Source organism: Microbacterium sp. NPDC089698 (assembly GCF_044749045.1).
Lineage (GTDB): Bacteria > Actinomycetota > Actinomycetes > Actinomycetales > Microbacteriaceae > Microbacterium.
Map to the genome: position 1 here is coordinate 529891 of NZ_JBIVHE010000001.1, position 18939 is coordinate 548829.

19 protein-coding genes are annotated in these 18939 nt (G+C 70.4%); 8 read left to right on the forward strand and 11 right to left on the reverse strand.

What is annotated here, in order from left to right; translation table 11 throughout:
- The first annotated feature begins 2 nt into the window (after positions 1–2).
- Positions 3–1517, forward strand: coding sequence for a glycerol kinase GlpK (gene glpK / locus ACIPY5_RS02565; RefSeq protein ID WP_400966303.1), 1515 nt, complete (start codon positions 3–5; stop codon positions 1515–1517).
- Positions 1518–1667: 150 nt separating this feature from the next.
- Here glpK and ffh read toward each other — a convergent pair whose 3' ends face one another.
- Positions 1668–3218, reverse strand: a complete 1551-nt coding sequence (ffh, locus tag ACIPY5_RS02570) for a signal recognition particle protein (RefSeq protein ID WP_400966306.1) — start codon at positions 3216–3218, stop codon at positions 1668–1670.
- Between the two features lie 43 nt (positions 3219–3261).
- The gene (locus tag ACIPY5_RS02575; RefSeq protein ID WP_400966309.1) at positions 3262–3849 is read right to left on the reverse strand and encodes a TetR/AcrR family transcriptional regulator; all 588 of its coding nucleotides are present in this window, start codon (positions 3847–3849) and stop codon (positions 3262–3264) included.
- 84 nt (positions 3850–3933) lie between these two features.
- On the opposite strand from ACIPY5_RS02575, the gene lipB reads away from it, so the two are divergent.
- Entirely contained in the window at positions 3934–4575 is a 642-nt protein-coding gene (lipB, locus tag ACIPY5_RS02580; RefSeq protein ID WP_400966312.1) for a lipoyl(octanoyl) transferase LipB, read from the forward strand.
- Positions 4572–5561, forward strand: a complete 990-nt coding sequence (lipA, locus tag ACIPY5_RS02585) for a lipoyl synthase (RefSeq protein ID WP_400966315.1) — start codon at positions 4572–4574, stop codon at positions 5559–5561. Before lipB ends, lipA begins: the two co-directional genes overlap by 4 nt.
- A 96-nt stretch (positions 5562–5657) precedes the next feature.
- Here the strand turns inward: lipA and ACIPY5_RS02590 are convergent, their stop codons facing one another.
- The 3 genes from ACIPY5_RS02590 to smc all read right to left on the reverse strand — a co-directional run bounded on the left by ACIPY5_RS02590 (position 5658) and on the right by smc (position 10771).
- Positions 5658–6158 carry a DUF2004 domain-containing protein gene (locus ACIPY5_RS02590; protein ID WP_045273252.1) on the reverse strand — a complete coding sequence of 167 codons (501 nt, stop codon included), beginning with the start codon at positions 6156–6158 and terminating at the stop codon, positions 5658–5660.
- An 80-nt stretch (positions 6159–6238) separates the two neighbouring features.
- Entirely contained in the window at positions 6239–7114 is an 876-nt protein-coding gene (gene ftsY / locus ACIPY5_RS02595; protein WP_309340348.1) for a signal recognition particle-docking protein FtsY, read from the reverse strand.
- Positions 7115–7192: 78 nt separating this feature from the next.
- Positions 7193–10771: a chromosome segregation protein SMC gene (smc, locus tag ACIPY5_RS02600; protein WP_400966320.1), complete on the reverse strand. Its 3579-nt coding sequence runs from the start codon at positions 10769–10771 to the stop codon at positions 7193–7195.
- Positions 10772–11313: 542 nt separating this feature from the next.
- Between smc and ACIPY5_RS02605 the strand changes: the two genes are divergently transcribed.
- The 4 genes from ACIPY5_RS02605 (at position 11314) to ACIPY5_RS02620 (ending at position 14791) form a co-directional block, all read left to right on the forward strand.
- Positions 11314–11580 carry a hypothetical protein gene (locus tag ACIPY5_RS02605; RefSeq protein WP_309340345.1) on the forward strand — a complete coding sequence of 89 codons (267 nt, stop codon included), beginning with the start codon at positions 11314–11316 and terminating at the stop codon, positions 11578–11580.
- Positions 11580–12686 carry a GNAT family N-acetyltransferase gene (locus ACIPY5_RS02610; RefSeq protein WP_400966324.1) on the forward strand — a complete coding sequence of 369 codons (1107 nt, stop codon included), beginning with the start codon at positions 11580–11582 and terminating at the stop codon, positions 12684–12686. The genes ACIPY5_RS02605 and ACIPY5_RS02610 overlap by 1 nt, the downstream gene beginning before the upstream one ends.
- Before the next feature lie 96 nt (positions 12687–12782).
- Entirely contained in the window at positions 12783–13478 is a 696-nt protein-coding gene (locus ACIPY5_RS02615; RefSeq protein ID WP_400966327.1) for an ABC transporter ATP-binding protein, read from the forward strand.
- The gene (locus ACIPY5_RS02620) at positions 13475–14791 is read left to right on the forward strand and encodes a permease (RefSeq protein WP_400966330.1); all 1317 of its coding nucleotides are present in this window, start codon (positions 13475–13477) and stop codon (positions 14789–14791) included. Before ACIPY5_RS02615 ends, ACIPY5_RS02620 begins: the two co-directional genes overlap by 4 nt.
- A 17-nt stretch (positions 14792–14808) precedes the next feature.
- Here ACIPY5_RS02620 and ACIPY5_RS02625 read toward each other — a convergent pair whose 3' ends face one another.
- Positions 14809–15447, reverse strand: a complete 639-nt coding sequence (locus tag ACIPY5_RS02625) for an HAD-IA family hydrolase (protein WP_400966333.1) — start codon at positions 15445–15447, stop codon at positions 14809–14811.
- A gap of 130 nt (positions 15448–15577) precedes the next feature.
- Between ACIPY5_RS02625 and ACIPY5_RS02630 the strand changes: the two genes are divergently transcribed.
- The gene (locus ACIPY5_RS02630) at positions 15578–16039 is read left to right on the forward strand and encodes a phage tail protein (RefSeq protein ID WP_309337019.1); all 462 of its coding nucleotides are present in this window, start codon (positions 15578–15580) and stop codon (positions 16037–16039) included.
- Positions 16040–16060: 21 nt separating this feature from the next.
- Here ACIPY5_RS02630 and ACIPY5_RS02635 read toward each other — a convergent pair whose 3' ends face one another.
- From ACIPY5_RS02635 to rpmF, 5 genes are read right to left on the reverse strand one after another with little or no spacing between them, the layout of a single operon-like run.
- Positions 16061–16711 carry an HD domain-containing protein gene (locus ACIPY5_RS02635; protein WP_400966338.1) on the reverse strand — a complete coding sequence of 217 codons (651 nt, stop codon included), beginning with the start codon at positions 16709–16711 and terminating at the stop codon, positions 16061–16063.
- Entirely contained in the window at positions 16708–17097 is a 390-nt protein-coding gene (locus tag ACIPY5_RS02640; protein ID WP_400966341.1) for a hypothetical protein, read from the reverse strand. Before ACIPY5_RS02640 ends, ACIPY5_RS02635 begins: the two co-directional genes overlap by 4 nt.
- Positions 17098–18012 carry a bifunctional DNA-formamidopyrimidine glycosylase/DNA-(apurinic or apyrimidinic site) lyase gene (gene mutM / locus ACIPY5_RS02645; RefSeq protein ID WP_400966344.1) on the reverse strand — a complete coding sequence of 305 codons (915 nt, stop codon included), beginning with the start codon at positions 18010–18012 and terminating at the stop codon, positions 17098–17100.
- On the reverse strand, positions 18005–18697 hold the full coding sequence (gene rnc, locus ACIPY5_RS02650) for a ribonuclease III (RefSeq protein WP_400966347.1): 693 nt from the start codon (positions 18695–18697) through the stop codon (positions 18005–18007). The genes mutM and rnc overlap by 8 nt, the downstream gene beginning before the upstream one ends.
- A gap of 14 nt (positions 18698–18711) precedes the next feature.
- Complete coding sequence (gene rpmF / locus ACIPY5_RS02655) at positions 18712–18921, reverse strand: 50S ribosomal protein L32 (RefSeq protein ID WP_013586329.1); 210 nt, start codon at positions 18919–18921, stop codon at positions 18712–18714.
- Positions 18922–18939 lie beyond the last annotated feature (18 nt).

The following is an 18939-nucleotide window of genomic DNA, read 5'->3' on the forward strand; positions in this document are numbered from 1 at the left end:
ACATGGCTGAATACGTCATCGCCATCGACCAGGGCACGACCTCGAGCCGCGCCATCATCTTCGACCGCAAGGGCAGCATCATCGCCACCGGTCAGAAGGAGCACGAGCAGATCCTGCCGCAGGCCGGCTGGGTCGAGCACGACGCCTCCGAGATCTGGGCGAACGTCCAGGAGGTCATCGGCATCGCCCTGGCGCGTGCCAACGTGACGCGCCACGACATCGCCGCGGTCGGCATCACCAACCAGCGCGAGACCGCGGTGGTCTGGGACAAGACCACCGGCAAGCCGATCTACAACGCGATCGTCTGGCAGGACACCCGCACCCAGCCGATCGTCGACCGGCTCGCGGCCGACGGCGGCGTCGAGCGGTTCAAGCCGATCGTCGGCCTGCCGCTCGCGACCTACTTCTCCGGCACCAAGATCGCCTGGATCCTGGAGAACGTCGAGGGCGCGCGCGAGAAGGCCGAGGCCGGAGACCTGCTCTTCGGCACCACGGACTGCTGGGTGCTGTGGAACCTCACCGGCGGAGTGAACGGCGGCGTGCACGCGACCGACGTCACCAACGCCTCGCGGACCATGTTCATGGACCTCGAGACGCTGCAGTGGCGCGACGACATCCTCGAGGCGTTCGGCGTGCCGAAGTCGATGATGCCGTCGATCCGCTCCTCCTCCGAGGTGTACGGCGCGGCGGAGAGCTCCTCGCTGCTGCGGGAGACTCCGATCGCCGGCATCCTGGGCGACCAGCAGGCGGCGACCTTCGGCCAGGCCGCGTTCAACAGCGGCGAGAGCAAGAACACCTACGGCACGGGCTGCTTCCTGATCTTCAACACGGGCGAGGAGATCGTCCACTCGAAGAACGGTCTGCTCACCACCGTCGGCTACAAGCTCGGCGACGGACCGACGCACTACGCGCTCGAGGGCTCGATCGCGGTCACCGGATCCCTCATCCAGTGGCTGCGCGACCAGCTCGGCATCATCTCCTCGGCCCCCGAGGTGGAGGAGCTGGCCCGCAAGGTCGACGACAACGGCGGCGTGTACATCGTGCCCGCGTTCTCCGGCCTGTTCGCCCCGTACTGGCGTCCGGACGCCCGCGGCGCGATCGTGGGTCTGACCCGCTACGCGAACAAGAACCACATCGCGCGCGCCGCGCTCGAGGCGGTCGCGTTCCAGACCCGCGACGTGCTCGACGCGGTCAACGCCGACGCGGGCGTTGACCTCACCGAGCTCAAGGTCGACGGCGGCATGGTCGCGAACGACGCGCTCATGCAGTTCCAGGCCGACGTGCTCGGCGTGCCGGTGGTCCGTCCCGTCGTCGCCGAGACGACCGCACTGGGCGCGGCCTACGCGGCCGGTCTCGCGGTCGGGTTCTGGAGCGGATTGGACGACCTCGCCGCCAACTGGCAGGAGGACCGCCGCTGGGAGCCGACCATGGACGCCGCAGAGCGCGACCGCCAGCTGCGGCTGTGGCGCAAGGCCATCACGAAGTCGATGGACTGGGTCGACGACGACGTGAAGTGACCTGACACGAGAGAAGGCGGGCCCGGAGGTGATCCTCCGGGCCCGCCTTCTCGTGTGTCACGCGCGAGACATCGCGATCCGCACGATACTCACGTGCAGGCGGGGCGTCTCACGCGGATCGTGGTTTCTCGTGGCTGGGCGCCGACCACGTCAGTTCTTGCCGAAGAGCTTCTGGATCTCGGCCATGTCGGCCTCGCTCGGCGCCGGCTGTGCGCCCAGGCCGAAGCCGGATCCGTTCGCCGCCTGGCTGGTGGCGAGACCCGCGTTCTCGGCGGCGCGCTTGGCCGGGTTGCCCGAGCGGGAGCCGGAGCCCTTGGCCTTCTTGCCGCGCTTCGAGGAGGCGCCGGGACGCCCCATGCCGGGCATCGCGCCCATGCCGGGGATGTTCGGGGTGCCGCCGCGGGCGACGGTCTTCATCATCTTCGCGGCCTGCTCGAACCGCTGCACGAGCTGGTTCACATCGGTCACGGTCATGCCGGAGCCGCGCGCGATGCGCAGCCGCCGCGAGCCGTTGAGGACCTTGGGGTTGCGGCGCTCACCCGGGGTCATCGAACGGATGATCGCCTCAGTGCGGTCGATCTCGCGCTCGTCGAAGTCCTCGAGCTGCTGCTTCATCTGCCCCATGCCCGGGAGCATCCCGAGCATCTTCTTCATCGAGCCCATCTTCTTGAGCTGCTGCATCTGCTCGAGGAAGTCCTCCAGCGTGAAGGTCTCGGTCGCGAGCTTCTCGGCGACCTTGAGCGCTTCGGCCTCGTCGAACGCGCTCTGCGCCTGCTCGATGAGGGTGAGGATGTCACCGAGGTCGAGGATCCGGCTCGCCATGCGGTCGGGGTGGAACGGTTCGAGGTCCTCGAGGCCCTCGCCCGTGGACGCGAACATGATCGGGCGGCCCGTGACCGAGGCGACGGAGAGCGCGGCACCACCGCGGGCATCGCCGTCGAGCTTGGAGAGCACCACGCCGGTGAAGTCCACGCCGTCCTGGAACGCCTTGGCCGTGTTGACCGCGTCCTGACCGATCATCGCGTCGATCACGAACAGGACCTCGTCCGGATCCACCGCGGCGCGGATGTCGGCGGCCTGCTTCATGAGCTCGGCGTCGACGCCGAGTCGTCCTGCGGTGTCGATGATGACGATGTCGTGCTGCTGGCGACGGGCGTGCTCGACGCCGTCGCGAGACACCCGCACGGGGTCGCCGACGCCGTTGCCCGGCTCCGGCGCGTAGATGGTCGCGCCCGCCTGCTCGGCGACGACGGTGAGCTGGGTCACCGCGTTCGGACGCTGCAGGTCGGCGGCGACGAGCAGGGGCGTGTGCCCTTCGCCCTGCAGCTGCTTGGCGAGCTTGCCCGCGAAGGTCGTCTTTCCGGATCCCTGGAGGCCGGCGAGCATGATGACCGTCGGCGGGTTCTTGGCGAACTCGAGGCGGCGCTGCTCGCCGCCGAGGATCGCGATGAGCTCCTCGTTGACGATCTGCACGACCTGCTGCGCGGGGTTCAGCGCCTTGTTGACCTCGTCGCCGAGGGCGCGCTCGCGCACCTTCGCGGTGAAGTCCTTGACGACGGGCAGCGCGACGTCGGCGTCGAGCAGAGCGCGTCGGATCTCGCGGACGGTGCCGTCGACGTCGGCGGCCGACAGCTTGCCCTTCGTGCGCAGATTGCGGAAGGTCTCGGTGAGCCGATCGGAAAGCGTGCCAAATGTAGCCATGGTGGTGCAATTCTACGCGAGCGGATCCCCGATCCGCGGCGCGTCAGCCCCAGTGCAGATCTGCGATGCGCGGCAGCGCATGCTGCAGCTGCGCGAGCGGCGACCCGTGGCCCGCGCCGCCCTCCGCCCAGACGCGCAGCGACGACAGCACCACGACCGCGTAGGCGGCACCGAGCACGTCGGCCCTGATGCGCTCCACGCCCGCGCCGCGCGCGGCGTCCGACAGCGCGGTGGCGAGCCTGCCCTGGCGCAGCGCGGACTCGCGCTGCAGCTCCTCCTCCAGGCCCATCGCCTGCGCGTTGCCGAAGGCGAGGGCCAGCGGATCCGGCTCCATGCCCTCCAGGATCGCGGCGAGCACCTCCTCGACCCCGGTCGCGTCGATCCCTGCGCCCGGTTCCGCGAGCGCCGCGACGGCACGGTCGAGGCGCTCATCGAACCCCGACCAGAGCACGTCGCTCTTGGACGAGAAGTAGTTGAAGAAGCTCGACCTGCTCACCCCCGCGCGCTGCGCGATGCCGGCGATCGACGTGCCCTCGTACCCGGATTCCAGGAACAGCTCGCAGGCCGCCTCGGCGATCGTTTCGCGCGAGGAGACGCGGGGGCGGCCGACGCCGCGGGCAGGGGTGGTCACCACGCCACCGTATCGCGACGCGCGAGCCCTCCGATTCACCCCTATTATTGAACCGCATACAACAACTCGACCAGAAGGATCGGCATGCTCGACATCCAGACGGTGGGCCTCGCCCCCGAGTTCGTCCCCTACCTCGACGGGTGGGATCTGCAGCGGCGGGTCCACGCCGAGATCGTGGCGGGCACCCGTCCCGACACGCTGCTGCTCCTCGAGCACGAAGCGGTGTACACGGCCGGCAAACGCACCGAACCTCAGGAGCGCCCCCAGGACGGAACGCCCGTGGTCGACGTCGACCGCGGCGGCAAGATCACCTGGCACGGACCGGGACAGCTCGTGGGCTATCCGATCGTGCGCCTGCCCGAACCCATGGACGTGGTCGCCCATGTCCGCCGGCTGGAGCGGCTGCTGATCGACGTGCTGCGCCCCCTGGGGGTGGACGGATACCAGGTCGAGGGCCGCAGCGGCGTGTGGGTGCGCCGGCCGCTCAGCGAGGACAAGGTCGCGGCGATCGGCGTGCGCGTGCAGCAGGGCGTGACCATGCACGGCTTCGCGATCAACTGCGACAACACCCTGGCCGGATTCCGCGGCATCATCCCCTGCGGCATCACCGATGCCGGGGTCACGACCGTGAGCGAGGTGATCGGCCGCGAGGTCTCCCCCACCGACATCGTCGACGCGGTCGCTGCGGCGTTCACCGCCGAGTACGCGGCCGAGGTGGCCGCATGAGCGCCGCTCCTGAGGGACGCAAGCTCCTGCGCCTGGAGGTCCGCAACGCCGAGACGCCGATCGAGCGCAAGCCCGAGTGGATCAAGACCAAGGCGAGGATGGGGCCGGAGTACAAGGCCCTGCACTCGCTCGTGAAGGATGAGGGCCTGCACACGGTCTGTCAGGAGGCCGGCTGCCCCAACATCTTCGAGTGCTGGGAGGACAAGGAGGCGACGTTCCTCATCGGCGGGTCCCAGTGCACGCGCCGCTGCGACTTCTGCCAGATCGACACCGGCAAGCCCGCCGACTACGACACCGATGAGCCGCGCCGCGTGGCCGAGAGCGTGCAGCAGATGGGTCTGCGCTACGCCACGGTCACGAGCGTCGCCCGCGACGACCTCCCCGACACCGGAGCCTGGCTGAACGCCGAGACCGTGCGCAAGATCCACGAGCTCAACCCGAACACCGGGGTCGAGCTGCTCGCGAACGAGCACAACGCGGATCCGGCGTTCCTGGGGCAGATCTTCGACGCGCGCCCCGAGGTCTTCGCGCACAACGTGGAGACGGTGCCGCGCATCTTCAAGCGGATCCGGCCGGCATTCAAATACGAGCGTTCTCTGAACGTGATCACACAGGGCCACGAGGCGGGGCTCATCACGAAGTCGAACCTGATCCTCGGCATGGGCGAGGAGCCGGAGGAGGTCGTGCAGGCGCTCCAGGACCTGCACGACGCGGGCTGCGACATCATCACGATCACCCAGTACCTCCGCCCCACGCCCCGTCACCTGCCGGTCTCGCGCTGGGTGAAGCCCGACGAGTTCGTCGCTTTCAAGGAGGAGGCGGAGCGGATCGGATTCCTCGGCGTGCTCGCCGGTCCGCTTGTGCGCTCCTCGTACCGTGCCGGCCGGCTGTGGGCGCAGTCCATGGTGTCCAAGGGCCGCGACATCCCGCCGCACCTCGCGCACATCGCCGCCAGCGCAGACCTCGGCTTCGCCCAAGCCGTCTGAGACGCGGATCGCCGGACGGGGAGCAGGGGGGCATCCTCGTCCGGCGGTTCGTTCATCCGGAGATGGCGGGTCGTCGTCCGTGCGGGACGGCGGTGTTCAGTCGGCGCTCATGACCGACAGCACAGAGCCGTCGGATCCGAAGTTCACCAGCAGCACGTCGTCCGCACCGTCGGCATCGAGCGCGTACTCGAGCACCGCGAACGGTTCGCTGCCGCCGTGCTCGTCGACCAGCAGCGTCATGCTCATCAGCTGCAGCGAACGGATGATGTCCACGGCGGCGTCGCCGCTCACGTCGACGAGGTAGTCGTTGAGCTCATCGCCGTACTCCTCCTGCTGCTGCAGGATGTACTCGGTCACCTCGCTCGTGCGATCATCGACCTCGGAGAGCATGCCCCGGCGCGCCTTGTCGTCGATGGCTTCCAGGCCGGAGACGAACGCGGCGGCGATGTCGAGCGACTCCCGGGACACGTCCTCCTGGTCGGGCGCGGTCAGATCCACGGTGAGCGCATGGTCGCCGAACTCCACCGTCTCGGACCAGAAGATCGATCCGTCCGGTCCCGAGGACAGCAGTCCGAAGAAGTCGTGTTCGATCGCCATACGGCTATAAAACCAGCCTTGCGCGCGAGGCGGTAGTCCGTGCCGCGCGTGCCGCGGAGCGGTGCGTCATCGTCACGGAATCAGGAGCCGACGAGCGCCTGCACGAACACGTGCGGCGTGAAGCCGGTGAGGTCGTCGATGCCCTCGCCCTGTCCGAGGAGCTTCACCGGGATGCCCGTGCGCTCCTGCACGGCGAGCACGAAACCGCCCTTGGCGGAGCCGTCGAGCTTGGTGAGCACGAGACCGGTGACGCCCGCGTGCTCGAGGAACGCCTCGGCCTGCATGACGCCGTTCTGCCCGGTGGTCGCATCGAGCACGAGCAGCACCTCGCTGATCGGAGCCTGCTTCTCCACGACGCGGCGGATCTTGGACAGCTCGTCCATCAGCCCGCCCTTGGTGTGCAGGCGGCCCGCGGTGTCGATGATCACGATCTCCGTGCCCTCGCGCTTGGCGTAGTCCACGGTCTGGAACGCGACGGACGCCGGATCCTGCCCGTGCTGCTGCGGGCGCACGATCGCGGCTCCCGCACGCTGCGCCCAGGTGGCGAGCTGCTCGACGGCGGCAGCGCGGAATGTATCCGCGGCGCCCACGACGACCGAGCGCTGATAGCCGCGCAGGAACTTCGTGAACTTGCCGATCGTGGTGGTCTTGCCGACGCCGTTCACGCCGACGACGAGCACCACGGCGGGACGCTCCGTGAGCTTCAGCGTGGTGTCGAACTTCGCGAAGTGCTCCTCGAGCGTCTCCCGGAGCATCCGCTGCAGATCCTTCGGATCCGTCGTGCGGTACTTCTCGACCTTCGCGCGCAGCTCGTCGACCAGCCGCTCGGTGATGTCCGGGCCGAAGTCCGCCGTGAGCAGCGCCGTCTCGAGGTCGTCCCAGGTGTCCTCATCGATCGTGGGCTTGACGAACATGCCGCGCAGCGCGCGACCGAGGGACCAGGACTTCTCCGCCATGCCTCCAGCCTACGGGGAGCGGCCCGGCGGATCCGGCGTGTTCGCCGACGGCGCGCGGCCGGCCTTCGACGCGCAGGCTCAGACCGCGGCGGCCGCGCGATCCCCGACGCGCTGACCGACGACCGCGGACACGCCGTCCTGCCGCATCGAGACGCCATAGAGCGCATCGGCGATCTCCATGGTGCGCTTCTGGTGCGTGATGACGAGCAGCTGCGAGCTGGCACGGAGCTGCTCGAACACGGTCAGCAGGCGGCCGAGGTTGGCGTCGTCGAGCGCCGCCTCGACCTCGTCCAGGATGTAGAACGGGCTGGGGCGGGCCTTGAAGATGGCGACCAGCAGGGCGACGGCCGCGAGCGAGCGCTCCCCGCCGGACAGCAGCGAGAGCCGCTCGATCTTCTTGCCGACCGGGCGCACCGCGACCTCGATGCCGGTGTTCAGCAGGTCGTCGGGCTTGGTGAGCGAGATGCTGCCGGCACCACCGGGGAAGAGCAGCGGGAACACCTCGCCGAACGCCTGGCGCGTGTCCTCGAACGCGGCGGCGAAGATCGTCTGCATCCGCTCGTCGAGCTCGGTGATGATCGTGAGCAGATCCTGCCGGGTCTTGGTGAGGTCCGCGAGCTGTTCGGTGAGGAACGCGTGCCGCTGCTCGAGCGCCGCGAACTCCTCGAGGGCGAGTGGGTTCACGCGTCCCAGCTGGGCGAGCTTGCGCTCGGCCTCCTGCAGGCGGCGCTGCTGGATGCGGCGGTCGAACGGGATGCCGGAGGGCTCCCGATCCGCCGGCGCGTCCTCGTCGTCCTGATCCTCGACGACCTCGTCCCGATCCGCGTCGACGACCACGACGTCGCGGGGAACCAGCTGATCCGGACCGTACTCCGCGACCAGGATGTCCTCGTCGAGGGCGAGCTCCGACTGCACGCGCTCCAGCAGGCTGGACAGATGCAGCTTCTTCTCATGGATCTGCAGCTCGAGCCCGTGCACGCTCTCGGTGAGGCCTGCGAGGCGCTCGCGGATCGACGAGTCCTGCCGCCGCAGCTCCCCGAGCTCCTCGTTCTGCGCCGAGCGCGCCGCCTCTGCGGCGGCCAGGGCCAGACGCGCCTCGGCCACGGAGCGGTCGATCGAGTCCAGAATCCGCGGGAGCTCCGCAGCGACTCCGGAGGCGGTCTCCCGCTGGGCGCGCCGGATCACCGCACGACGGGCGGCCTCCGCCGCAGCTTCGCGCTCCCGCTCGCGCTGACGTTCGAGCGTGGCGACCCGCGTCTGGGCCGCGCGCACGCGCTCGCGCATGGTCTCGACGCCGAGGCGCGCCTTGATCTCTGCCTCGCGTGCGGCTTCGAGCGCCTCCAGCAGTCCGTCCCTCGCGGAGACGTCCAGGACGGGGCGCGGCGCGGATTCGGCCTCGGCCAGCGCGCCCTTCGCGGTATCCGCATGCGCCTCCGCATCCGCGACGGCGGACTGGGCCTGGGCGAGACCCGCCTCGAGGCGCTCGCATTCGGCGATCGCCGACTCGTGCTGGACGGTCACGCGGTTGACCTGCTCGGTGTGCGTGGCCAGCGCGGCGTCGTGCTCGCGCAGCGTGCGCAGCGCGTCGCGGGACACGCGCCGCGCGGTCTCGAGCGCCTCGGTCGCGTCCTCCCGCGCCTCGCGCAGCGAGTCGACGACGACGCGCACCTCGTCGAGCCGGTCGACCGCCGCATCCCGCTCCGCGACCAGCTCGAGCCGGGAGCGCTCCCCGCCGGATCCGGTGTGCAGGGTGTGCGCGGTGAGCACCTCGCCCGAGCGGGTGACGATCGTGAGCGGCACCCCGGCGGCGGCGACGGCCGCCGCGTGCGCGGACCGCGCCGCGCCCAGGTCGTCCACGATCGCGACGTGCGAGAGGATTCCGAGCACCCCGGCCGGCGCGGTCACGACCTGCGTCGCGGGAGTCGCGCCGGGGATCCCCGCATCGGAGACCACGGCCGACGCGCCCTGGGCGATGACGATGTCGTAGGAGCCCGCGGTCTCGTCATCGCCGGCGAGGGCGAAAGCCGCAGCCGCGTCGTCCACGAGCACGCCCTCGGCGAGCGGGCCGAGCACGGCGGCGATCGCCGCCTCGTACCCCGGCTTGACCTGGACCGCGTCGCCGACGAGCCCGCGCACACCGGCATGACCGGCCGCGACGATCTCCGCCGCGCCGCCCGTGACGGCGATCGCGCTGCCGAGGGCCGCCGCCTTCGCGGTGAGCGCCTCGGACTCGCGCTCTGCGGCGTGCAGCCGCTCACGCAGCTCGCCGAGTGCGGTCTCGGCGGAGACGGCCCTGGCCTGCGCCCGCTCGTACGCCTCGGCGTGCTCTGCGGCGGTGCCCTCCGGCGCCTCGCCCTCCTCGATCCGCTCGCGTGCTTCGGCGGCCTCGCGACGACGTCCGTGCGCCGCCTCGAGCGCGTTCTCCTGACGCAGCACGGCGCCGCGGACCGCGGCCAGAGCGGATGCGGCGGCCTCCGCCTGTCCGCGCAGGGTCGTCAGACGCATGTCGTGCGCGGAGACCAGGGCGCTCTGCTCGGCGATGTCGACATCGAGCGCGTCGAGCTCCGCGCGTGCACTCGCGACCTCACGGGTCGACTCGTGCGCCGCGTCCTGCGCGCGACCGATCCCCGACGAGATCTCCTCGACCTCGTCCTTCGCCTCGTCGATCGTGGCCTGCGTCACGGTCACGGCCGTGACGGCGGCATCGTCCTCGTCGGACCCGAGCAGCGCGAGCCGCTGATTGGCGAGCGTGAAGAGCCCCCGCACGCGCTCCTGCACCTGCTCCAGCCCGAAAGCGACCCGGCGCGCCTCGTCGACGGCCGCGGAGTTCTGCAGCGCCTCCAGCCGGATGATCTCGGCGCGCACCGCGTCGGCCTGCTCGCTCAGCACCACGCGCTCGGCGTGCCGCTCGTGCTCGTTCCGGGTGTGGTCGGCGAGCGCCGTGCGCAGCATCACCACGTCGTCGGCGAAGATCCGCGCCTTGGCGTCGCGGACGACGGCCGCGATCGTCTGCGCCTCGCGCGCGATCTCCGCCTGTCGCCCGAGCGGCTTCAGCTGGCGGCGGATCTCCCCGGCCAGGTCGCTGAGCCGCGTCAGGTTCGTCTCCATCGCGTCGAGCTTTCGGAGCGTCTTCTCCTTGCGGCGGCGGTGCTTGAGGATCCCCGCAGCCTCCTCGATGAACCCGCGGCGGTCCTCCGGGGAGGCCTGCAGCACGGTGTCGAGACGCCCCTGGCCGACGATGACGTGCATCTCCCGGCCCAGACCGGAGTCGCTGAGGAGCTCCTGCACATCGAGCAGCCGGCAGCCCTCGCCGTTGATCGCGTACTCGCTGGAACCGTTGCGGAACAGTGTGCGGCTGATCGTCACCTCGGCGTACTCGATCGGCAGCGCTCCGTCGCTGTTGTCGATCGTGAGCTGCACCTCCGCGCGCCCGAGCGGACCGCGCGTCGACGTGCCGGCGAAGATGACGTCCTCCATCTTGCCGCCGCGCAGGGTCTTCGCCCCCTGCTCCCCCATCACCCAGGCGAGCGCGTCGACGACGTTCGACTTGCCGGATCCGTTCGGTCCGACGATGCAGGTCACACCCGGCTCGAAGGCGAACGTCGTCGGCTGCGCGAAGGACTTGAACCCTTTGAGGGTCAGGCTCTTCAGGTGCATGGGCACGCTCGGCGATCGGCGGAGTTCACGGCGTCTACGCTATCGCGGCGACCCCTGCGGCCGTGCGGGAAACGCCCGAGGTCCAGGGATTTCTGAGTGTCGGCTTGACGTCTTCTATGAAGCTCCGCTAGCGTGACAACCCGAGCCGAGAAAGGAGGTTGCCGGACATGATGAACAACCGCATCGCATTCACCCCATCCCGTGGGATCGACGCGTCTTCGGCGACTTCCGCCGGCGTCTGCGCGCGCTTCGACGCGTAGAACAGACGCGCTCCCTCGTCCCGGCCTGAGGCCGGCCTGACGCCTTCGGGCGTCCGCGATCCGATCCGCGGTCCTCCGTGTCGATCACAGGATCGTCCCGATCACCGGATCATCCCGATCATCAGATCGTGCGGATCCATCGATCGCCCGCACGATCCGACCCGTGCGTCGGATCCGCCCCTCACCCGTGACACGTCGCGGCGTCCCACCGGACGACCCTGCCGTGGAGCGAAACCGCCTTTCCGGCACGACCAACGAAAGCGAATCACCGTGAATACCGCATTGCACGCTTCGCCTCCCACCGAGTCGAAGCAGAGCGCTCACTCCGAGCGCGACCTGTCCATCCAGCTCCCCCGCGAGGAGGAGCTCCGCAACCTGTCGCTCGCACAGCGTGTGGCCCTGCGCATCGCCCTGCACCTCATCGTGCGGTCGCGGCCTGCGACGCAGGACCAGGCGCGCTCGGCGCTCGCCGAGGCCCGTCGCCTCCGCCTGCTCCAGCAGTACGAGGCGAGCCGTCTGGCTCAGAGCCCGACACGGCAGGTGCTCTGATGACCGACGCTCGAAACGACGACCCGTTCATCGCCCTCCCGGCCGATGCGTCCCTGCATCCGCTCGCGCTCCCCGCACGGGCGGATGCGGGGGCGCCCGGCCCCTTCCGCGACTACGCGGACGTGCGCAATCGAACCCTCGAGGCGGCGTCCGGCCGCGATGACGACAGCTTCACCCCGGACGAGCTGCTCCCGCTGCTCACCCCGGACGCCTATACCTGGCGACGCCAGTGGCGGATCGTCATCGGGGAGCGCACCATCGGCATCGCGCTCCTGAACATCTCCCGCGACGGCAGCGGCGACACCGCCACGATGGCGATCAACGTGCTCCCCGAGGAGCAGGGCCGAGGCATCGCCACCGCCGTCGCCGCCCATCTGGAGCGGCTCGCCCGCGCCGACGGCGTGCGCACCCTGCACGTGTGGACGGAGCACCTTCCGTCGGCGGACCCTGTGCTGGACCCGCCGACCGGTTTCGGCAGCGTCCCGCGCGACCACACCGCACGCTTCCTGCTCGCGCAGGGCTGGACCCTGGAGCAGGTCGATCGCGTCAGCGAGTACCGCTGGGGCGAGGACGAGCACCTTCCCGCGCTGCGGACCGCCGCCGAGGAGGCCGCATCCGGATACCGCGTCGTGCAATGGCTGTTGCCGACCCCGGACGAACGGCTCGACGGCTACGCGCGGATGAAGTCCCGCATGTCGACGGATGCCCCGGATGCCGACATGGACTCGCCGGAGGAGATCTGGGACGCGGACCGCGTCCGCGAGCAGGACGCGCGCTGGCTGAACATGGGCCACACCGTGCAGGTGACCGCCGCGGAGCACATCGCGACCGGCGAGCTCTGCGCGTACAACGAGCTCTCGCTCAAGGGCGCCGACGACAGCGTCACCCAGCAGAACGACACCCTCGTGCTGGCCGCACACCGCGGCCATCGGCTGGGCCTGCTCGTGAAGACCGCGGGACTGCTGGCCTGGCACGACCGCTTCCCTCGCTCGGCCCGCATCGTCACCTACAACGCGGAGGAGAATCGCCCGATGCTCTCCATCAACGAGCAGCTCGGCTTCGTCCCGATCGCCTACGGCGGGGCCTGGAAGAAGGTGCTCGACTGATCCCTCCCCCAGGATCATCCCGGAGGATGACGTCCGGTCCGGATCCTCACTCCGGCGGCCGATGATCCGCCCGGCGGTGGCGACGAGGCTGGAGGCATGAGCACAGCAGTCATCGAAGCCCACGGTCTGATCAAGTCGTTCGGCCCCACCCGCGCCCTCGCCGGCGTCGACCTCGGCATCTCCGCCGGGGAGTCCGTCGCGATCATGGGAGCTTCCGGAACCGGCAAGACGACCCTGCTCCATGTGCTCGCCGGCATCACCAGGCCCGATGCGGGTCGCGTGCAGTTCACGCCCCCGGCCGGCGGGCCGATCGAGGTGAGCGCGCTGGGCGAATCGGCGCGATCGCGACTGCGCCGCGAGTCGTTCGGGTTCGTGTTCCAGCAGGGGCTCCTGATGCCGGAGCTCACCGCGGTGGAGAACGTCGCGCTCGCCGCGATGATCACCGGGATCCCGCGTGCGGAGGCGACGCAGCGCGCGGCGGGCTGGCTCGCGGCGCTGGGCCTGCAGGGTATGGAGGATCGCCGGATCGGCGAGCTCTCCGGCGGTCAGGCGCAGCGCGTCGCGATCGCCCGCGCGCAGGTCACCGGCGCGAGCATCGTGTTCGCGGACGAGCCGACCGGCGCGCTGGATTCCGCGACCTCCTCCGAGGTCATGGATGCGCTGCTCTGGTCGACCACGGGTCAGGGCCGCACGCTCGTCGTCGTGACGCACGACCCGCAGGTCGCCGCGCGCTGCTCGCGGACGATCGCCGTCCGCGACGGTCGCGTGCTCGGCGCGGCGGTCGCCGCGTGAACGCCGCGACGCTGCGGCTGCTGCTGCGTCCCGCACCGGGATCCGCCGGAATCGTGGTGATCCCCATGGTCGCCTTCGCGGTGGTCTCGGCCCTCGTGCTGACGGTGGTCGGCGGAGCCCAGGCGTTCTGGCAGTGGACCGACGAGTACGCCCTGATGTACCAGATCCTGGCGGCGGTCGCCCTCGTGCTGCTGGTGCTTCCGCTCGCCGCGCTGGGCGGCGCTGCAGCGCGGCTGTCCGCCCGGCGCCGGGACGAGCGGCTGTCGACGCTGCGCCTGCTCGGCGTCACCGGGTTCGGCGTCGGCGTGATCGCCGTGGTCGAGTCGACACTGATCGCGGCCGCCGGGGTCGTCGGCGGAGTGGTGCTGGCGCTGGGTCTCGCCCCGCTCGTGGGACTCATCCCGTTCCGGGGCGCGCCCCTGGGCGCCGCCGTGCTGCTGCCGCCCTGGCTCATGGCCGCCATCGCGGTCGGAACCGTGCTGCTCGCGACCCTGAGCGCGGTGATCGGACTGCGCCGCGTCGTGATCTCGCCGCTCGGCGTGCGCACGCGGACCACACCGCCGACGCCGCACTGGGTGCGCGCGATCATCGCCGTCGTCCTGGTCGCCGCCGGATTCACCGCCGGATTCGTGGTGCCGGGCATCGGCGGCGCGATCGCGATGATCACCGCCCTGGTCGCGATCTTCGGGGTCGGCCTGCTGGTCCTGAACCTCATCGGTCCCTGGGTGCTGAAGATCGGCGCGCGGATGCAGCTGCGCCGGGCGAAGACCCCGCAGCGGCTGCTCGCCGCGCGCATCGTGCTCGACGATGCGAAGGGCGCCTGGCGCCAGGTGAGCGGCGTGGCGATGGCGAGCTTCATGGCCGTGTTCGCGGGGACGGGTGTCGCCCTCATGGACGTGCTGAGCGCGGGCGATCCCACGGCACAGGATCTGGCGCTGCTCACCGACATGCGGACCGGACTCATCATCACGCTGGTCGCGTCGTTCCTCATGGTCGGCTGCTCCGTCGCCGTGACGCAGGCCTCCGACATCCTCGATCAGCGCGACCTGCACCGCAGCCTGCACTATCTCGGAGTCCCTGCGGCCACCGTCGATTCCGCGCGGCGGCGCGCCGTGATGTCTCCGTTGCTGATCACCGCGCTGGGATCCGCCCTCTGCGCGGCCGTGCTCATCTTCCCGCTGCTCGGGATCGCGCTCATCACGGCGCCGCTCTCCGTCGCGACGATCGCAGCCGTCCTGGCCGCCGGCATCGCGCTCGTGTGGATCGCGACCCGGCTCACCCGGCCGCTCCTGATGCGCGCCTTCGCGGGCTGAACCTCCCGGCCCGAGCCTCAGGATCCGATCGCGGCCGTCAGGAAGTCCTCGACGGCCGCGATCGTCGTCCGGTTGTCCCGGTGCACGATGCCGCGGATGCCCAGGCGTGCGGCGCCGTCGATCTGCTGCCGGCGGTCATCGACGAAGAACACGTCCGCAGGCTCCGCACGCATCGCCGCCAGGGCAGCGGTGTAGGCCTCCGGGTCCGGCTTGTTCGCGCCGATCTCGTGGCTGTAGCAGATCGGGTCGAAGACGGCGGAGAAGCCGTAGCGGCGTTCCTCCTCCTCACGGGCCCCGTCGGCGGAGTTCGAGAGGATCGCGACGCCGGCGCGCGCACGCAGCGTGCGGGCGTAGTCGATCAGCTCGCTGTTCTCGGCTCCGCAGTACGCGTCCCACATCTCGGCCAGCGCCTCGTCCCGTTGGGCGGGGGCGAACCCGAGCGCCTGGGCGAACCCGTCCCAGTACTCCTGGGCGCGCCCCTGGACAAGATCGATGCGGGGAAGGTCCGCCCGCTCGATCGCCGTGTCGTACTCCGCACGGCTCATCCCGGCGCGATCCGCCCAGCGCTCTTTGAGGTCTTCCTGCCAGACCCCGTCCTCGACGAGCTCGAGCACTCCGCCGATGTCGAACAGGATCCAGGGCTTGTTCCGCGTCATGTCTCGACGCTAGACGACGCGCTGCCGGGCGCCGATGGGCAGCGCTCCCCTGCCGCACTCCGCCAAATGACGGCGACGCCGACGTGGCACAGAATGGATCCGTCCTGTCATCGTCACCGGGGAGCATCGCATGAGCAGCATCGTCGACTTCGTCACCGTCTCGACCGCGGGGCTTGAGTCCTCGCCCATCGCCGAGGCGCTGGCCGGTCTGCGCGCGAACGAGGCGCGCTACATCACCAACAAGTACGGATCCCCGTTCACCGTGAGCACGCCCGAAGAGGACCCGGAGACCCTGGACTGGGTGACGGAGATCCTGCGCGAGGAGCGCGGCATCGTGATCGCGAGCCCTGCGCTCGAGGTGAGCGGCTTCGAGGCGGACGGGATCCGATTCGGCTATGTCTTCTACGCCTCCGGGCTCGCGATCAACGCGATGTACACGCTCGCCGATGAGGGCAAGCGCGCGGTCGGCTTCAAGCTGTCGCTCGGCATGGAGATCCCCGAGGAGCTGTCGGCCTTCAAATTCGCGCGCCAGCGGTCGAAGCTCGCGGGTGAGATCCGCGGCTCCTACTTCGTGATCAAGGGCGAGCACTGAGCGGAGCGCCGTTCGCGTCGGCTACCGCATGTCGGAGGCGACGCGCAGCCAGGGTTCGGCGCGGGACACCACCGAGCCCGATCCGCGGGCCGCGCCGTCTGCGGAGACGACAAGAGACCACTCATCGAGCGACGTGCCGGCCTCGGTGAGTCGTCGGCCGAGCCGACCGACGGCCCGTCGGGTGGGATCGCCCTGGACGGAGACATGTGCCATGTGGTGACGCACCAGCGCGACGACGGCCCCGACCTCTCGGGCCGGCCACCCCAGACGACCACCCACCTCGAAGACGATCTCTCCCCCGACCTCCGCATGGCCGTGCGACGTCACAGAGGCGGCGTCCGACCGAGTGGTCGCCGGCTTCCCGATGTCGTGGAACAGCGCGGCCAGGACGACGATCTCCCGACGGTCGTTCGGCCCGGGGCGGGCATCCCACAGACGCGCGGCGGCGTCGACCGCGAGAAGCGAGTGCGTCAGCACATCGCCCTCGGGGTGCCATCGAGGATCCTGCGGAACGGAGCCCAGCGCCGCCAGTTCGGGGATCCGAGCGATGAGCCCTTCCCTGAGCAGCTCGATCGACGGCTCTGCCGCAGTCCTGGCGATGCGCCGCAGCGCGTCCCCCGTCTGGACGTCTGCGTGGCGCCGCGTCGGCCAGGAGGATGCGTCCCTCGTCATGCCTCGACGCTGGAGGACGCGGCGCCCGTCCGCTTGAGCGCCCTCACGACCGGGAGCGCCAGGTATCCGCACGCCGTCAGGGCCGCACCGGCCAGAAGGACGTTCGCGACGCCGGCCACGGCGTCGTAGTTCGTCGCGATCGGGTCGTACCAGGCGCGCTGCCAGTGGAAGCTCATCGTCACGGGAAAGGAGGTCGGCTCGTAGCGGGAGAGATCCTGCTGGACCCAGGCCAAGGGCAGACCGAACCGGGCATCGGCCAGATCACGGACCGAGGAGGCGGTGAAGCTGTCGGCCAGAAGAAGGTAGAACGTGGCCATCGCGGCGAGCGGCAGGACGCAGAGGTAGACGCGCAGCACGCGCAACGGCCGGGACCTGATCTTGCGCACTCAGGGCCTCCGGGAGATCCGCTGGCACCGCGGGCAGAAGTGGCTGGAGCGGTTCATGAACGCGTCACGGCGGATCGGACCACCGCAGCGCGGACACGGCTGCCCCGTGCGTCCATAGGCGTTCAGGGAGTGCGCGAAGTAGCCGGCCTCGCCGTTGACGTTCACATACTGGGCGTCGAAGCTCGTGCCGCCCTCGGCCAGCGCCTTCTCCAGCACGGCCCGCACCTCGGCCAGCAGGCGGTTCACGGCCACGGTCGGCAGCGCGGACGCGGGGGTCTCGGGGTGGATCCGGGCCGCCCAGAGCGACTCGTCGGCGTAGATGTTGCCGACACCGCTGATCAGTCCCTGGTCCAACAGCACGCGCTTGATGGCGCTCGACCGCGTGCGCAGCGCCCCGCGGAACACTCCGTCCTGGAACGCCTCGTCCATCGGATCCCGCGCGATGTGCGAGACCTGCGAGGGGATGAACGGCTCGGCGCTCCCCCATCCGGCGGCACGCGCGTCGGCGGTGGGCACGAGGGCGTCCACCGCGAGGGATCCGAAGGTGCGCTGATCGGCGAAGACGACGGCGAGCTCGCCGTGCTGCGGGTGCTCGATGAACAGTCGGATCCGCTCGTGCCGTTCGGCCTCGGCATCGGGACGGCGCAGCAGCAGCTGCCCCGACATGCCGAGGTGACCGACGATCGCGGACCGGCCGTCGGATCCGGCTGTGGCGAGGGGCATCCAGAGGAATTTGCCGCGGCGCGCCACGGTCGCGACCTCGGATCCCTCGAGCCGCGCGACGAAGTCCGCGGCACCTGCGGCGTGCCGGGTGAGGGCGCGCTCGTCCTGCACGGCCACCGAGACGATGCGCGCCCCGGTCATCGCCGGAGCGAGGCCGGCACGGACGACTTCGACCTCGGGGAGCTCAGGCACGGTCGCTGAGCACGTGCCAGGCGGCCAGTGCCGCAGCCATCTCCGCCGTCTTCTTGCTCGTCCCGGTGCCGGTGGTCGCGAGTTCGCCCGCGGTCACCGTCGCGGTGAAGCGCCGGTCGTGATCTGGTCCCGTCGAGACCACGGCGTAGACGGGCGCGCTGAGCCCGCGACGCGCGGACAGCTCCTGCAGCGCGGTCTTCGGATCCATCGCCGCGCCGTAGCGCTCCGGGTCGCCGAGGAGCGGTTCGATGAGCCGCAGCACGAGCGCGGTCGCCGCCTCGGGGCCCGCAGACAGGTAGGTGGCGCCGAACACGGCCTCCATGGTGTCGGCCAGGATCGAGTCCTTGTCGCGGCCGCCGGTGCGCTCCTCGCCGTTTCCGAGCAGGATGTGCGCGCCGAGGCCGATCCCGCGGGCGACCTCCGCCAGGGCGACCGTCGACACCACGCTCGCACGCCGCTTCGCCAGCGACCCCTCATCGAGGTCGGGAAGGGTCGTGTAGAGCATGACCGTCACGGCCTGGCCGAGCACGGAGTCGCCGAGGAACTCGAGGCGCTCGTTGTGCGGGATGGCGCCGTTCTCGTACGCGTACGAACGATGCGTGAGCGCAAGCTGAAGCAGCTCGGGGTCGATATCGACTCCGAGCTGCTCAGAAAGAGGGCGCGTCCCTGCGGGGACTTCTGCCATGATCGACGGATCGATCAGACGTCGGCGACCTTGCGGCCCTTGTACTCGAGGAACAGCTCGGTGCCCTGCGAGTCGGTGACGACCTTCGCCTGGTGGGGACGGCTGTAGACGACCTTGCCGTTCTCGATGGTCTTGACGAGGGCAGGAGCCTCCGCCTTCCACTGCGCGCGACGCGAGCGGGTGTTCGAACGGGAGACCTTGCGCTTCGGGGGGTTACCGGCCATGGTTGCTTACCTTCTGTG

Excerpts from the sequence above, each read along its gene's own strand:
- glpK (WP_400966303.1), top strand. The coding sequence starts at position 3 with ATGGCTGAATACGTCATCGCCATCGACCAGGGCACGACCTCGAGCCGC.
- ffh (WP_400966306.1), bottom strand. The coding sequence starts at position 3,218 with ATGGCTACATTTGGCACGCTTTCCGATCGGCTCACCGAGACCTTCCGC.
- lipB (WP_400966312.1), top strand. The coding sequence starts at position 3,934 with ATGCTCGACATCCAGACGGTGGGCCTCGCCCCCGAGTTCGTCCCCTAC.
- lipA (WP_400966315.1), top strand. The coding sequence starts at position 4,572 with ATGAGCGCCGCTCCTGAGGGACGCAAGCTCCTGCGCCTGGAGGTCCGC.
- ACIPY5_RS02590 (WP_045273252.1), bottom strand. The coding sequence starts at position 6,158 with ATGGCGATCGAACACGACTTCTTCGGACTGCTGTCCTCGGGACCGGAC.
- ftsY (WP_309340348.1), bottom strand. The coding sequence starts at position 7,114 with ATGGCGGAGAAGTCCTGGTCCCTCGGTCGCGCGCTGCGCGGCATGTTC.
- smc (WP_400966320.1), bottom strand. The coding sequence starts at position 10,771 with ATGCACCTGAAGAGCCTGACCCTCAAAGGGTTCAAGTCCTTCGCGCAG.
- ACIPY5_RS02610 (WP_400966324.1), top strand. The coding sequence starts at position 11,580 with ATGACCGACGCTCGAAACGACGACCCGTTCATCGCCCTCCCGGCCGAT.
- ACIPY5_RS02615 (WP_400966327.1), top strand. The coding sequence starts at position 12,783 with ATGAGCACAGCAGTCATCGAAGCCCACGGTCTGATCAAGTCGTTCGGC.
- ACIPY5_RS02625 (WP_400966333.1), bottom strand. The coding sequence starts at position 15,447 with ATGACGCGGAACAAGCCCTGGATCCTGTTCGACATCGGCGGAGTGCTC.
- ACIPY5_RS02630 (WP_309337019.1), top strand. The coding sequence starts at position 15,578 with ATGAGCAGCATCGTCGACTTCGTCACCGTCTCGACCGCGGGGCTTGAG.
- ACIPY5_RS02635 (WP_400966338.1), bottom strand. The coding sequence starts at position 16,711 with ATGACGAGGGACGCATCCTCCTGGCCGACGCGGCGCCACGCAGACGTC.
- rnc (WP_400966347.1), bottom strand. The coding sequence starts at position 18,697 with ATGGCAGAAGTCCCCGCAGGGACGCGCCCTCTTTCTGAGCAGCTCGGA.
- rpmF (WP_013586329.1), bottom strand. The coding sequence starts at position 18,921 with ATGGCCGGTAACCCCCCGAAGCGCAAGGTCTCCCGTTCGAACACCCGC.